Raw genomic sequence first — 14,004 nt, 5'->3', positions numbered from 1 at the left:
ACCGATTTTCAAAACAGCATTCCTCATGAGATTACTGGCGAGATCTTTTCTTTAGAAATCCCCAATATCCCATACGCTGTTTCCAGAAACTCTTTTGTTACCTCTCCTTTGTTATACAGCCCAAAAATAACGGCTGCCGAAATATGATACCTATCAATTTCAAAGAAGTGCCTCAATGCTTCACGACGATCTGAGCGACCAAAACCATCCGTGCCTAAGACATAATAATCATCGGGGATCCATTTTCTCACTTGATCTACATACATTTTTGTATAGTCAGTTGCCGCTACAAAAACACCTTCAGCATCTTTCAACACCTCAACTATCCAAGGTTTACTCTTAGGACAATCAGCATCTCGCATTACCTGCCTATCATACTCTTGCGCTTCTCGTCGCAATTCATTAAAGCTAGTTACACTCCAAACATTAGATTCGATATCAAAATCATTTTTTAGAACTAAAGATGCTGCAATTGCTTCATTCAAAATCGTTCCACTACTCAACAGATTGGCTTTTAATCTTGATTCCCCTTCATGTTTCTTAATCCGATACATCCCCTTCATGATACCCATTTCACATCCTTCAGGCATTTCAGGATGTTCATAATTCTCATTCATTACAGTAATATAATAAAATTCATTTATATTTTCTTGATACATTCTTTTTAAGCCATTTTGAATAATAACGGCTAACTCATAGTTAAATGTTGGATCATATGTTTTACAATTAGGTATCTGGGTAGCCTGGATATGGCTACTTCCATCTTGGTGCTGAAGACCTTCCCCATTAATAGTAGTTCGTCCCGCCGTACCTGCGATCAAGAACCCCTTTGTCAACATATCACCAGCAGCCCAGGCAAGATCCCCAATCCGCTGCAAACCAAACATTGCATAAAAAACGTAGAAAGGAATAAGAGTAACAGCGTGGTTCGCATGCGATGTCCCGGCTGCGATCCAGGAGGACATTGAACCAGCTTCTGTAATTCCTTCTTCGAGAATCTGCCCTTTCTTATCTTCCTTGTAATACATTATCTGTCCGACATCAGCTGGTTCGTACTTTTGCCCTTCTGAGGCATAAATACCCAACTGACGGAACATTCCCTCCATACCAAATGTGCGCGCTTCATCAGGTACAATGGGGACAACCCTTTCACCAACCCTCTTTTCTTTTGCCAGCCCACTCAAAATTCTTACGAAGGACATGGTAGTTGATACCTTTCTACTCCCTGTACCCTTGAGTTGTGATTGAAATACTTTGCTATTTAATTCAGGAATGGGCAGGGAATCTACGTCAGTATTTCGCTGGGGCAAATATCCGCCGAGCTTCTCTCTTCTATCATGAAGATACTTTATTTCTTCTGAGCTCTCTTCCAGAGAATAATAGGGCATTCCCTTGTCCAACTCATCATCACTTATTGGCAAACTAAGCCTATCCCTAAGCTGCTTCAGCGCCTCGGAATTCATTGTTTTTATATTATGTGCTTCCATGTCTGCTTCGCCATGCTCACTTCCCATAGCGTAGCCTTTTACTGTATGAGCCAAGATCACTGTTGGCCGACCATTCTTCTTATTCACAGCTCTACTATATGCTGCATTTATTTTTACAGAATCATGACCTCCTCGCTTCAATGAATAAATATCTTCATCACTCATGTGCGACACCAACTCAAGTAACTCTGGATATTTCCCAAAGAATTTCTCCCTTATATAACCTCCATCTTGAGCTCTGAAATTTTGGTATTCACCATCGACTGTTTCATTCATGCATTGTTGCAACAAGCCGTTTTCATCGCTCTCAAAGAGGGGATCCCAATTACTTCCCCAAACAACTTTGATAACATTCCAGCCAGCACCCAAGAAGCTAGATTCAAGCTCATCCATAACACGAGAGTTTCCACGAACAGGGCCATCCAATCGCTGAAGATTACAGTTGATAACAAAAATCAGGTTATCTAGTTTCTCTCGACTCGCTAAATTAAGCGCCCCGAGGGTTTCTACCTCATCGCATTCGCCGTCACCAAGGAATGCCCAAACATTTCTTGCAGCACTCTCTACAAAGTTTCTATTTTCTAGATACTTCAACAGTCTTGCTTGATAGATAGCTTGAATAGGACCAAGCCCCATCGAAACGGTAGAGAACTGCCAGTAATCAGGCATTAAATACGGGTGGGGATATGATGGTAATCCTCGATTCGTTACTTCTTGTCTAAAATTATCAAGCTGCTCTATCGTTAAACGACCTTCAAGAAAGGACCTAGCGTAAATGCCAGGTGCAATATGCCCTTGGAAATATACAAGGTCACCGGGAGCATCCAGACTAGGGGCTTTGAAATAGTGATTAAACCCAACCTCATACAGTGTCGCACTAGACATGTAACTCGCTAAGTGCCCACCTAAGCTTTTATCTACTGAATTAGCGCGGACAACCATAGCAATGCCATTCCAGCGAATTGCCGATCGAATTTTCTTTTCAATAAGTAAATCCCCAGGGTAATCTGGCTCTTCACTTTTAGGTATTGTGTTAGAATGAGGGCTATTTATCAAAAGTGCTTTATTTATCTTGCTGGCACCGTCACTCTCCAAAAGCTGTCTTATGATGTATTCTGCTCTAGCCACTCCTTCAACCCTGATGACGGATTCCAATGCATCCAACCACTCTCTTGTTTCTTCTTTATCTACTTCTTCCAGGATCTTATTCATCAAGCACCTCAAATAATCCAAGGATGTATATGTGTCAAATATAACAATCGGGTCGTTTTTCTTTAGATTTGCTTACAAAGCTAATCTTGACATAATGTGTAGGCAAGGGTTATTAATAGGAAACACTTTCCCAGATGTGAGAACATGAATTTAAATTATCTTCGTGTATTTATTGAAATTGCGAGGCGTGGCTCTTTACTTGAAGCATCCACGTCGTTATCAGTTCCTAACTCAACAGTTGGGCGTCACCTAGCAGAACTTGAAAAAGAACTAGGCATGAGCCTTGTGATTCGGAATACAAGGCATTTAAGCTTGACCGAGGATGGGAAGGAGCTGTTCGAGAGGGCGTCTCACCTAATTGACAACATCTCTGAAATAGAGAATGATATTCTTTATCAAAACAATGGTCTAACGGGAAAGATAAAAATTGCCATCCCAAATGAGTTTAGCGCCCAATGGCTTTCAGAATGTTTGGCTAGCTTTGCCAATCACAACCCAGGGGTTTCTATTGACTGTAGTACCTCAATGGTGTCTGTTGACCCCATACAGAAAGATGTCGATGTATCAATTATTTATCTCAGAGGAAAACCTGACGACAGTTCTCTCGTGATGCAAAATTTGATGGCTATTCCAAGTGTTATAGTTGGATCACCAAACCTTATTAAACAGCATGGAATGCCTAAATCGGTCAGTGAAATGGCAAAGGCGCCATGTATTTCTACATTGCATGCACTGCGATCAAATCCATGGCATTTCATTGATCATGATGAAAAATGGTATACCCAAAATATAAACTGTAGATACCGCGTGGATAGTAGTAGCATGTTAATCTCAGCAGCAGTTGAGGGTGTAGGCTTCGCTATTATCCCGATTCCATTTTGTAAAGACCTGATAGAGCAAGGAGCACTCACAAAACTAGAACTGGATATGAAACCAGCTCCTCTTCAAGTAGCTGCAGTATTCCCAAATCGCAAAATAAGCACCAGAACCAGAAGCCTAGTTGACGAAATCCGAAAGACTCTTCACGTTAAGATCAATCAAAACTCCCTGGAGACTCATAGCCTGATAATATAAAATCAGAATTAGAAATTAAATTATTCTTGATTAGGTGGTAAATGCATCGCACTGTGATTTCATTATCCGCCCACGTGCTTTGCTCTTTTCCACCAACTTTTCCTAATGCAACAAACCCTTTCCGAAAATACTTCGACACCTGCTCACAAACCAAGGAATTATAATGAGTCAGCGCAATTGTTGGAACTTCCTCTTTCAGGCACTCATGGATGTGCGTTGAAGAAAAACAACTTCTATTATTTACAATATTTTCTGCATATTTTTTGTTTATCTCTCTTGAAATCATCGTATAGCTTGGACAACTCCATACCTCAAAGCAGACACCAAATTTATTCTCAATGCACTCAGCTATCTTAAGTGCAGGTAAGAGTGAGCGTCCCGAAGCTAAAATCCTGGCATCGCTTTTGTGCTTCCTGGATGATTTATATAGATACATTCCTTTCACTACGTCTCTTTCATTAACTGGCACATCAGGTTCAGGGGTAACATCGGTAGTATCATGCGCACTCACATAAACAACGCTGTTTTTATCCTCTTTCTTTAAAGCCATATTCAAAACTGCCTCAAACTCCATCCCATTTGCCGGGTCATAGGGAAGCACTGAAGTGTCATAAGCCAAATCAAGAGGGAGAATATCCCTTAGGGAAACAACCTTTCTGTTCATTTTATCGGGCGCTCGATCGATAATGGCCACAACATTTAATGATTCTTTATAAACCCCCTTGACCTCACTTGCCGTATTGAACCGACCATCATATAAGTATGAATATTCTTCTGCGCTGTCCTTGAAGAAATAATTGTACCACAAGGTAGGCATGACATATGGACCATTCATCTGCCGAACGCTGGAAACTATTAAAAACGGAGGACTTCCGCTTTCTTTGTTAAGCTTATGGATTATTTTGTCCATTACTTCTGCCGGACTTCGCATCCGATTAGACTTAGTCAATTTTATAGCTTCAGGCAAAACTCATCCCTCCTTTTATTTTTGTAATGATCTTACCAACTCCTGGTTGCGTCAACACACTGATGGGTCAAAATGTGGGAATGAGTTTCTCATTTTCAGTCCCTCCAACCTTCCCTTGGTATGCAACAATGATTTCTCTACATCATATGTAACGAATGCCGACAACACCTTGGTAACCTGCGGGGGGATTAAAACCACTGATGAGCTCAAGAATATTTTTTCCCAGACCTCCCCCTCCGAGCTATATTGGTGCATGGAAGGAAGATTCATGAGCATTTTAGCGTTTAACAATAACGTTGAAGGCGGAGCTATTTCTCCGGCCATTGTTCACGAATACTCTATGACTTAGTTTTTTGAGAGTTTCGACACATACAGCGGTACAAATAAGTAAAGAGAGTGAGTCCGACAATACTTACGAGTGGGTGGCCGAACTCATTGCAACGCACGGCGAGATCTTAAAGCTTTTGCAAAGCTAAAGTGCGGGGAATAGATATACTACTTACTAAAAAAGGTCATATCGATCGCCCATAGAAATACCCCGAGGGCTGGATAGGATATCCAACCTTCGGGATATGGTTCACCAGCCGAGCGGGGCTTTTGCGTCAGGGCTTCAGTTCCTGCACATGGACAGGAATTGCCAGGCAATTAGCCCTTTTCCACGAGATACGACAGATCGCCCACGAGCGATTCCAGAGAATTGATGTCACTGAACATGAAACGGGCCTCGCCCTGGCGGTCGAAGGCGAAGACGCTGCTCGAATGCGTGACGTTATAGTTGCCGCGCGCGTCCTTCTCCCCATACTCATAGGTAACGCGATAGCGGTTGGTCAGCGCATCGATCTTGGAACGCTCGCCGGTCAAGCCGATGAACTGCGGCCCGAATGCCTCGGTGTACTGCTTCAGCACGTCCGGGGTATCACGTGCGGGATCGACCGAGACGAACAGTACCTGTACGTCATCCTGCCGAGACTCATCGAGCTGTTTGATGGCGGCCGACAGCTTGGCCAGCGTCGTCGGACAGACATCCGGGCAGTGCGTAAAGCCGAAGAACAGCAGGGTCGGCTTGCCGATGAAGGCATCGGCCTGCACGTCTTCGCCATCCTCATCGACGAGATCGAACTCGAGAGCCGGCATGACATCGGTGATGTCATTGGTCTGCCAGTTATGATCGACACAGCCCGCCAACATCACTGACAGGGCCAGCGGGAACATCCATCGCAACATGTCATTCTCCTGCAACGTCATCGCCGCTTACATGGATGTCGGCGGCACGGCCTCGAAATCTACGGTGAGAGGATCACGGTGCTCGAACTCCAGGGTGATCTCGACCTCATCCCCGGCAGACAGCGCACCTGTCGGCTTCATCAGCATCAGGTGATATCCCTGAGGCGCAAACTCGATGTGCTCGTCCGGCGCCACTTCAAGCCGTGACACCGACTCCATGCTAGCCATGCCATCCTTGTTCATGCTGCGATGCAACTCGACCTTCTCGAAGGCGTCGCTCTTGGCGCCGACGAGCACCACGGTTTTGTCACTGGTATTGTCGAGTCGAAAATACCCTGCCGCCGGCATGTCGCCCGGCAGCACGCGCATCCGGGCATCCGTCACATCCAGCCCATCGGCGCTCGCGGCGAGAGGAAATGCCAGCAGACAGGCTGCCAGTCCCCCCAGTAATGCGGCCGAGGTCCAACGCTTGAGTTCCCGCTTTCTATTCGACATATGTCAGCCTCATGTTCCATTCCCAGTAAGCCAGGACGATCCGGGCAACTTCAGTGTTGCAGACTAGCGTGGAGCCGCCACCAGCCCCAGCCGCTGCGACAATTTGTCCTCCCGCGACACAGCGGGAGAAGCAGAATCGCTCAGGGGACACAACGACGCAAGGCGCGGGGCTGAGGCCACCACGGAGGATCAGGCAGGGAGACGGGCCAGGATCAGCAGAAAGACGACAGCCCGCAGTTCGACTCGTAGCGTTCCGACTTGATGTCCAGCGTCACACGCCCATCGATCTTGTTATAGAAGAACGAGGCGTAGCCATTCTCGGACGATGCGGCCTTGTACAGGCCACAATAGCCATAGCCGTTGTTGACCCGCTGCAGATTCTTCAGCTCGATATCATCCGCGCTGCTCGACACGTTCACCAGCTTCGTCGCCAGCGCACGCTGAATCTCGCCGTCGAGCTTGACGGCGGAGACGGCTTGTCCTCCGAAAATCAGCCCGCCGAGGAGCAGCAGGAAGACAATCGGAACGCCAAGGCAGATGATCAAACCACGATGATAAGGCATGCGCGAATAATAAACCGCCACAGCGTGCTGCTCAAGAAGCATAGGCTGAGCGGATTCATCCCCGTATGCAGCATTGCTTGGCTTTTTTCCCACTGCCGCAAGGACAGGCATCGTTGCGGCCGGGCTTGAGCCGCATGACGCGTGGCTCGCCATCGACATAGCACCACTGCCCTTCGTGCCGACGGAATTCGGAGGCCTCCTCCAGCACGCCCCAGCGGCGCCCCTCGCGGAAGGTAGCACGGAAGTGCACGCGCCCCTGATCGTCCTGCGTCGCGGTGTCGACGATCTCCAGGCGCACCCACTCGGTCGGATCCTCATCCGGCAGGCTCGCCGGCCGGAAATCCGGGTGCCAGGTGGCCAGCAGATAGTCATTGCGACCAAGTGCGAAGGCACTGAAGCGCGAGCGCATCAAGGCCTCGGGCGTCGGCGCCGGGGAACCTGCATGATAGCGCCCGCAGCATTCGGCGAGCGCACGGCCGGTGCCACAGGGACAGCGCTGATCGTTCATCGTCGAGACTCCCGGTTTGTGTCAAGGGCGACATCATACCTGTCATGCTCCCTTTCCCAGAAGCCACCTCAATCACTCAATGGGCCCGACTGAAGCAGGTACGCTTGTGACGTGGTGAGACACATGGAAATCTCCCACCAGAATGGCCACCGAAAGGTGGCCTGGGATGAAACAGAAGATGCATTTATAACGAATCTCTGGCCTTCATTTCACTGAATAGCCTCCGTCGACCACCAAGTTGTGTCCGGTGACATAGCTTGCAGCATCACTGGCCAGGAATATGGCCGGATTGGCAAATTCCTCGACACGACCTCGGCGCTCCAATGGGGTGGCGGCCCGAATATCCTCCTCTAGATCCCCGTCTCCTGCGGCAACGTCAGCTCCATCCTCGGGGACATGCTCAGTGAAGCCAGGATTGATGGTATTCACTCTGATACCATCCTGCCCCCATTCGATGGCAAGATTACGCGCCATCATATCGACCCCACCCTTTGCGGTAGCCACACCAACCAAATCGGCATAGCCGACGGTACTGGAATTAGCGGAGATCATGATGATGGAACCGCTGCTTTGCTTGGCCATGACCTTATAAGCCGCCTGGCTCAAATAAAAACACCCCGACATCTCGGTATTGATGACCCGCGACCAGGCCGATGGCGGCATATCGGCTGCAGGCCCTTGGATATTGGTGGCTGCATTGCATACCAGAATGTCCAGCTGTCCGAACTCCTCCTCTGCTCTCGATACCAGTGCGTCGCATGATGCAGGATCCGAGATATCAACAGACGTCCTTATGGCTTGGCCTCCTGAATGTTCAATTTCCGCTGCGGTGCCGGATAGGTGCTCAGGGTTTCTGGAAGCCAAAAGAACGTTGGCGCCAGCAGAAGCCAGCCCAATTGCAATGGCTTTGCCGAGCCCTCGACCTGCGCCAGTGACGATGGCGGTCTTGCCGTCCAGGTTGAATGCCTCAATTGACATGCTCTCCTCCTCGCTCGATGGGTTGGTTGCTCAATGCACGCAAGGATGCTAGACCTTGACAGTCTGTTAAGGTCAATATGCCAATGTCGGGTGGAAAGCCATGAGGATTGGAGAGCTCTCACGCCAACTGGGGATCAGCGAGCGCATGCTGCGCTACTATGAGCAAGAAGGTCTCCTTGCCCCCGCGAGAACGGAGTCGGGGTATCGCGACTACGATGCTGATACTGCACTGGTGGCCAAGCGCATTGGCATGCTCCGCGCGGCTGGGCTGAAGCTGGAGGCCATTCGTGAGCTGTTGCCATGCATATTGGATGACCAGCCTGTCTTCGATCCTTGCCTAGAGGTTAGGGAAACCCTTTACAAGGAAGCGGCAAACCTGGATCGGAAGCTGCGTGATCTCCAGGAATGTCGAGACATCATATCGGGATACCTGAGAAGCCTAGATCAGCATCACCGTGCATCATCGACGGCGTGAATGACGTTACCTCGCAGGCGGTCAACGAGAGATCCTCGTCTCGCGGGGAGAGTCCGGCATTGCTGCCACGCACAGGGTCCGCTCACCAACGCCAGCCCCCGATCTGACGGACGGGTGACGAGATAGGCCCAGAGGTTCGCGATATCGCCGCTGCACGGGGTTATCGGATGCTACCGGACGGCTCCGTTCTGGCGAACCGCCTCGACGACCTTTCTCGGCGTCAACCACGCCGCTTGGTCCGCGCCGTGGCGGGTGATGTCAGCGGGTCCTCCGGCCAGGGATGCTTGGGATAGCGACCGCGCATTTCCTTGCGTACCTCGGGGTAACCATTGGCCCAGAAGCTGGCCAGGTCCTCGGTCACCTGCAGGGGACGCCGCGCCGGCGACAGCAGGTGTAGACGCGGCGCGACCCGGCCTTCCACCAGTCGTGGTGTCTGCTGCCAGCCGAACACTTCCTGCAACTTCACTGCCAGAACCGGTGTCTCGCCGCGATAATCCAGCCGAATCCGCGAGCCGCTGGGCACCTCGAGCCGGCTGGGAGCCAACTCGTCCAGACGGACCCGCAACGACCAATCGAGGCGATCCAGCAGGATCCGCTCGAACGGTAGCCGCGCCACCTCATCGAGCCGCTTGATGCCGTCCAGGTACGGCCCGAGCCAGGTGTCCAAGGTCGCCAGCAGAGTCTCGTCGGACCAATCCGGCCAGGCATCGCCGAGATGACGACGCAGCAGCGCCACCCGACCGCGAAGCTGTTCGGCCTCGTCACCGAACGACAGATCGCCGCGCCGCGCCAGGGCCTCCAGCAAGGCACGGCGCACCGCCTCCGGCGGCTTGTCATGCAGGGGACCCCGCTCGAGTACCACGGCTCCCAGGCCGCGACGACGCTCTCCGACGAGTTCGCCCCGAGCATCGGACCATTCCAGGTGATCCCGCCATTGCCGTGCCTCGGGGTATAGCGACTCGAGGCCGGCGACCGAGAGTTTGGCGGCGCGGAAGATGCGGCCACCACCCCGCTCGCCGTCGAGTTCCGCCGCCACCAGCAGCGGCGCGTGGGCCAGGGGGTGCGTCTCGGGCAATCGCGCCCGACCGCCTGACGCTAGCCGGAAGCGCCCCGGTTCGATGCACTGGGCGATGCGTTCCGGCCAGGCCAGGGCCAGCAGTTCGCCGAGCGCTGCCATGTCCGGGGTCTCCAGGCGTACCCTGGCGATGGTGGCCAGCCGCTCGGCATCGCGTCGCCAGCGGCGATGGTCACCCGGCGAGGCGAAGCGGCGTTGCAGGGCCTCGGCGAGATCGCGTTCGTCGTCACCATCGCTGCCCTCGAGCAGGGCCACCAAGCCACAGGCCAGGGCACTGGCCTCGAGTTGCCCTGCCCTCTCCAGCATCACCGCCATGCGTGGATGCACCGGCCAGCGTGTGCAGCCGTTGCCGAAGCGGGTCAGGCGATGCGCGTCATCCAGCACGCCGAGCCGTACCAGGCCAGCGCGCCCCGCTGCCAATGCCGCCGGCGCTGGCGGCGTCACCCAGGTCAGGGCAGCCGGGTCGGTGATGCCCCAGCGTGCCAGCTCGAAGGCCAACGGCATCAGGTCGCTCTGGCGAATCTCTGGCTCGCGATCCGCTGCCAGGGGCTGCTCTTCCGACCACAGGCGATAGCAGACGCCAGGAGCCTGGCGGCCGGCGCGACCGCGGCGTTGATCGGCACTGGCACGATTGACCCGGCGGGTCTCGAGTCGCGTGAGTCCGGTACGCACTTGATGAACCGGCAGTCGCTCGCGACCGGCATCGATGACTTGGCGCACGCCGTCGACGGTCACGCTGGATTCGGCAATGGCGGTGGCCAGCACCACCCGGCGGCGCCCTTCGGCATCCGGCATCAGCGCCTGACGCTGCGCCGCCAGCGGCATTCGGCCATGCAGTTCGTGGATCACGACCGACGACGACAGGCGTTCGGCGAGTCGTCGCCCCAGCCGCCGAATCTCGCCGACGCCCGGCAGAATCACCAGAATGTCGCCGCCCTCGCTGGCCAGAGCTTCCTCGACGACCGCCGCCTGATGACGTTCCGCCTCGAGGCGAGCGCCGGGCGGCCGATAACGCGTCACGACCGGATGCTGGCGTCCGGGACAATCGATTACCGGCGTCCCGGCCCCCAGGGCCGCCGTCAGCGCCTCGACGTCAAGCGTGGCCGACATCACCAGCAGGCGCAGGTCATCACGCACGGTCTGGGCATCCAGCGCCAGGGCTAACCCCAGGTCGGCGTCGAGGCTGCGCTCATGAAATTCGTCGAAAATGATGCCGGCGATGCCCTCGAGAAGCGGATCTTCCTGCAACATGCGCGTCAACACGCCTTGGGTGACCACCTCGAGTCGCGTCCGTTCGCTGACCCGTGATTCGCCGCGCATGCGCACGCCCACCGTCTGCCCCACCGGCTCGGACAGTGTCTCGGCCATGCGGGCAGCGGCCAGACGCGCAGCGACACGACGCGGCTCGAGCAGCAGCAGGCGCTGTCCGCGACACCATTCGGCATCGAGCAAGGCCAACGGCACTCGCGTGGTCTTGCCGGCACCGGGCTCGGCCACCAGCATGGCGCTCGAGTGGCCATGCAACGCCTCACGAATCGCTTCCAGCCGAGCCTCGATGGGCAGCGTCATCGCGGCGGATTCATCGGCGTCGTTGCGCGTCGTGTTCGGCATATCGTGTCCTTGGGATGCGCTGAACAAATCGGCGAGCGAGCAAAGCACACTTGCCAAGCTGCGTCAGCAGTTCTAGGCTTGGCTGTCGGCATCCTGACCAAAAGGTCAGGAAATGACAGTTTGGCATTCAGCCCACAACAACAAACAGGGTTCAATGGTATGCAACAGTCCACTACCCGCCCCATCGGGGGCTCGCGCTCGACCGTGTCCCACCGGGAGGACCTGCCTCCCCTCGACCGCTGGTTCGGCGTCAGCCGCCGAGGCTCCAGCCTGAAGACCGAGATCCTCGCCGGCATCGCCACCTTCCTGGCCGGCATGTATATCATCGTGGTCAACCCGGCCATCCTCTCCGATGCCGGCATCCCCTTTGCCTCCGCCCTCTCGGCGACAGTGCTGATCAGCTTCATGAGCAGCCTGGCCATGGGCCTCTATGCGCGCAACCCGATCCTGGTGGCACCGGGCATGGGCATGAATGCGCTGTTCACCTATACGCTGGTGATGGGTGCCGGCCTGTCCTGGGAGGTGGCGCTGGGCTGCGTGTTCTGGTCCGGGGTGCTGTTCGCCACCCTGGCACTGTTCAACGTGCGCCGGGCGGTCATCGAGGCCATCCCGTTGTCGCTGCGGTACGCCATCACCTGCGGCATCGGTCTGTTCATTACCTTCATCGGGCTGAAGAACGCCGGCTTCATCGTCGGCAGCGACGCCACTCTGGTATCGCTTGGCACCATCGACGCCAGCCTGGTCACCTTCTTCCTCGGCCTGGTGGCCACGGCGATTTTCGTGATCCTGCGCTTCAACGGCGCCCTGATCATGGGTATCGCCCTGACCACCCTGATGGCCGCCCCCATGGGCCGCTTCTGGGGCGACGAGGTGATGGTGGCCTGGAATGGCCTGGCCGCCTGGCCCGACTTCGGCGCGGTCCTCAAGGTCGACGTCATCGGCGCGCTGAAGGTCGCTTACCTGCCGTTCATCTTCGTGATGTTGTTCACCAACTTCTTCGACGCCCTGTCCTGCTTCATGGCGCTTTCCGAATCCGCCGATCTCAAGGACGAAGAAGGCAACCCGCGCAACCTCAAGCGCTCGATGACCGTGGATGCCTTCGCCTCGATGATCGCAGCACCACTCGGCACCAGTGCCGCCCAGACCTTCATCGAATCCGGCGCCGGGGTCGCCCAGGGCGGACGCACCGGCCTGGTGGCAGTGGTGATCGCGATCCTCTTTCTGCCCTTTCTGTTCCTTTCGCCACTGCTGTCGCTGGTGCCCGGCATCGCCACGGCCCCGGCACTGGTGTTGGTCGGGCTGTTCATGATGACGCCGATCAGCAAGATCGACTGGAGCCATTTCGATCAGGCCTTCCCGGCCTTCCTGGCGATCATCCTGATGCCGTTGACCTACTCGATCACCCTGGGTATCGCCTTCGGTTTCATGAGCTTCGTGCTGATCAAGGCGCTGACCGGCAAGGTGCGCGAGATCAAGCCGGCCATGTGGGTCACGGCGGCCCTGGCCGTGTTGATGCTGCTGACCACCCAGTAAACGAGGAAACCACCCTCTAAGTGACGGGCTCGGGGTGACGCACCCCACAGCCCTTCAGAACCACCCGGGTCAGAAAACGCGTGATCTCCTCGAGATCGTCGTCGCCCAGCGCCTCGCGCCCGGTGATGCCCAGTACCTGGGCCTCGAAGTCCGCGTAGTGCTGGGTGGACGACCAGATCAAGAAGATCAGCCAGACCGGGTCGACCGGGTCCATCAGGCCCCGGTCGGCCCACTCCCGGAACACCGCCGCGCGGCTCTGCACCCATTCGCGCAGCTCGCCACGCAGGTACTCCTGCAGGAAAGGCGCGCCGCCGAGAATCTCGCTGGCGAACAGCCGCGACCCTTCCGGATGACGGCGCGACATCTGCATCTTGGAGCGAATGAAGGCAGAGAGCACCTCGGCGGGATCGTCCTCGGCCGAGATATCATCGAGCATGGCGTTCCAGCGCGCCATCATGCGTTCAAGCAGGCGCACGTAAAGCTTGCGCTTACTGCCCATGTAATAGAGGACGTTGGACTTGGGAAGCCCGGCCTGTTCGGCGATTTCCTGCAGGCTGGCACCGCGATAACCGTGCCGCGCGAAGACACGTTCCGCCGCCGCCATGATCGCCTTCTCGTTGCGTTGGCGGATGGCGCCGCCCTCTTGTTCGCTGTACTGCATTGCCTTGGCCATGAAGTCTCATCAGCTCGACGACAGATGTTTGGGGCCATGAGCTTGCCTGACAGCCGCAGCGCAGGCAATTCACCCAGGGTGGAAAACGCCACGAAAGACTCGAAAAAAGTGAATGGGGACTTGCCAAAG

General features: G+C 54.7%; 12 protein-coding genes. 3 read left to right on the top strand and 9 right to left on the bottom strand.

What is annotated here, in order from left to right:
• Window positions 1-23 precede the first annotated feature (23 nt).
• Window positions 24-2,699: a pyruvate dehydrogenase (acetyl-transferring), homodimeric type gene (gene aceE, locus FZZ93_RS04655; RefSeq protein ID WP_149321162.1), complete on the bottom strand. Its 2,676-nt coding sequence runs from the start codon at window positions 2,697-2,699 to the stop codon at window positions 24-26.
• Between the two features lie 144 nt (window positions 2,700-2,843).
• Here aceE and FZZ93_RS04650 point away from each other — a divergent pair, with 144 nt between their 5' ends.
• A complete protein-coding gene (locus FZZ93_RS04650) occupies window positions 2,844-3,773 on the top strand; it encodes a LysR family transcriptional regulator (RefSeq protein WP_149321161.1) in 930 nt (309 codons plus the stop codon).
• Here FZZ93_RS04650 and FZZ93_RS04645 read toward each other — a convergent pair.
• The 6 genes from FZZ93_RS04645 to FZZ93_RS04620 all read right to left on the bottom strand — a co-directional run bounded on the left by FZZ93_RS04645 (window position 3,733) and on the right by FZZ93_RS04620 (window position 8,508).
• Window positions 3,733-4,740: a transketolase-like TK C-terminal-containing protein gene (locus tag FZZ93_RS04645; RefSeq protein ID WP_149321160.1), complete on the bottom strand. Its 1,008-nt coding sequence runs from the start codon at window positions 4,738-4,740 to the stop codon at window positions 3,733-3,735. The two genes, FZZ93_RS04650 and FZZ93_RS04645, sit on opposite strands and share 41 nt — an antisense overlap.
• A gap of 645 nt (window positions 4,741-5,385) precedes the next feature.
• The gene (locus FZZ93_RS04640; protein ID WP_149321159.1) at window positions 5,386-5,964 is read right to left on the bottom strand and encodes an SCO family protein; all 579 of its coding nucleotides are present in this window, start codon (window positions 5,962-5,964) and stop codon (window positions 5,386-5,388) included.
• Window positions 5,965-5,991: 27 nt separating this feature from the next.
• Window positions 5,992-6,459 carry a copper chaperone PCu(A)C gene (locus tag FZZ93_RS04635; protein ID WP_149321158.1) on the bottom strand — a complete coding sequence of 156 codons (468 nt, stop codon included), beginning with the start codon at window positions 6,457-6,459 and terminating at the stop codon, window positions 5,992-5,994.
• Window positions 6,460-6,671: 212 nt separating this feature from the next.
• Window positions 6,672-7,064, bottom strand: a complete 393-nt coding sequence (locus FZZ93_RS04630; RefSeq protein WP_246146108.1) for a hypothetical protein — start codon at window positions 7,062-7,064, stop codon at window positions 6,672-6,674.
• Between the two features lie 13 nt (window positions 7,065-7,077).
• Entirely contained in the window at window positions 7,078-7,530 is a 453-nt protein-coding gene (locus FZZ93_RS04625) for a YchJ family protein (RefSeq protein WP_149321157.1), read from the bottom strand.
• 204 nt (window positions 7,531-7,734) lie between these two features.
• On the bottom strand, window positions 7,735-8,508 hold the full coding sequence (locus FZZ93_RS04620) for an SDR family NAD(P)-dependent oxidoreductase (protein WP_149321156.1): 774 nt from the start codon (window positions 8,506-8,508) through the stop codon (window positions 7,735-7,737).
• A gap of 100 nt (window positions 8,509-8,608) precedes the next feature.
• On the opposite strand from FZZ93_RS04620, the gene FZZ93_RS04615 reads away from it, so the two are divergent.
• A complete protein-coding gene (locus FZZ93_RS04615; protein ID WP_149321155.1) occupies window positions 8,609-8,983 on the top strand; it encodes a MerR family transcriptional regulator in 375 nt (124 codons plus the stop codon).
• 220 nt (window positions 8,984-9,203) lie between these two features.
• Here FZZ93_RS04615 and hrpB read toward each other — a convergent pair whose 3' ends face one another.
• Window positions 9,204-11,669 carry an ATP-dependent helicase HrpB gene (gene hrpB / locus FZZ93_RS04610; RefSeq protein ID WP_149321154.1) on the bottom strand — a complete coding sequence of 822 codons (2,466 nt, stop codon included), beginning with the start codon at window positions 11,667-11,669 and terminating at the stop codon, window positions 9,204-9,206.
• A gap of 159 nt (window positions 11,670-11,828) precedes the next feature.
• Here hrpB and FZZ93_RS04605 point away from each other — a divergent pair, with 159 nt between their 5' ends.
• Complete coding sequence (locus tag FZZ93_RS04605) at window positions 11,829-13,202, top strand: NCS2 family permease (protein WP_112049190.1); 1,374 nt, start codon at window positions 11,829-11,831, stop codon at window positions 13,200-13,202.
• A 16-nt stretch (window positions 13,203-13,218) separates the two neighbouring features.
• Here FZZ93_RS04605 and FZZ93_RS04600 read toward each other — a convergent pair whose 3' ends face one another.
• Entirely contained in the window at window positions 13,219-13,875 is a 657-nt protein-coding gene (locus tag FZZ93_RS04600; protein WP_149321153.1) for a TetR/AcrR family transcriptional regulator, read from the bottom strand.
• Between the last annotated feature and the right edge of the window lie 129 nt (window positions 13,876-14,004).

The organism is Halomonas eurihalina (assembly GCF_008274785.1).
GTDB classification, from domain to species: Bacteria; Pseudomonadota; Gammaproteobacteria; order Pseudomonadales; family Halomonadaceae; genus Halomonas; species Halomonas eurihalina.
The sequence above is the reverse complement of the archived record's forward strand: the minus strand, read 5'-3'. Positions and strand labels throughout refer to the sequence as shown.

What these genes read in the sequence shown, in the direction of transcription:
- aceE (WP_149321162.1), bottom strand. Translation starts at nt 2,699, where the DNA reads ATGAATAAGATCCTGGAAGAAGTAGATAAAGAAGAAACAAGAGAGTGG.
- FZZ93_RS04650 (WP_149321161.1), top strand. Translation starts at nt 2,844, where the DNA reads ATGAATTTAAATTATCTTCGTGTATTTATTGAAATTGCGAGGCGTGGC.
- FZZ93_RS04640 (WP_149321159.1), bottom strand. Translation starts at nt 5,964, where the DNA reads ATGTTGCGATGGATGTTCCCGCTGGCCCTGTCAGTGATGTTGGCGGGC.
- FZZ93_RS04635 (WP_149321158.1), bottom strand. Translation starts at nt 6,459, where the DNA reads ATGTCGAATAGAAAGCGGGAACTCAAGCGTTGGACCTCGGCCGCATTA.
- FZZ93_RS04630 (WP_246146108.1), bottom strand. Translation starts at nt 7,064, where the DNA reads ATGCTTCTTGAGCAGCACGCTGTGGCGGTTTATTATTCGCGCATGCCT.
- FZZ93_RS04625 (WP_149321157.1), bottom strand. Translation starts at nt 7,530, where the DNA reads ATGAACGATCAGCGCTGTCCCTGTGGCACCGGCCGTGCGCTCGCCGAA.
- FZZ93_RS04620 (WP_149321156.1), bottom strand. Translation starts at nt 8,508, where the DNA reads ATGTCAATTGAGGCATTCAACCTGGACGGCAAGACCGCCATCGTCACT.
- FZZ93_RS04615 (WP_149321155.1), top strand. Translation starts at nt 8,609, where the DNA reads ATGAGGATTGGAGAGCTCTCACGCCAACTGGGGATCAGCGAGCGCATG.
- hrpB (WP_149321154.1), bottom strand. Translation starts at nt 11,669, where the DNA reads ATGCCGAACACGACGCGCAACGACGCCGATGAATCCGCCGCGATGACG.
- FZZ93_RS04605 (WP_112049190.1), top strand. Translation starts at nt 11,829, where the DNA reads ATGCAACAGTCCACTACCCGCCCCATCGGGGGCTCGCGCTCGACCGTG.
- FZZ93_RS04600 (WP_149321153.1), bottom strand. Translation starts at nt 13,875, where the DNA reads ATGGCCAAGGCAATGCAGTACAGCGAACAAGAGGGCGGCGCCATCCGC.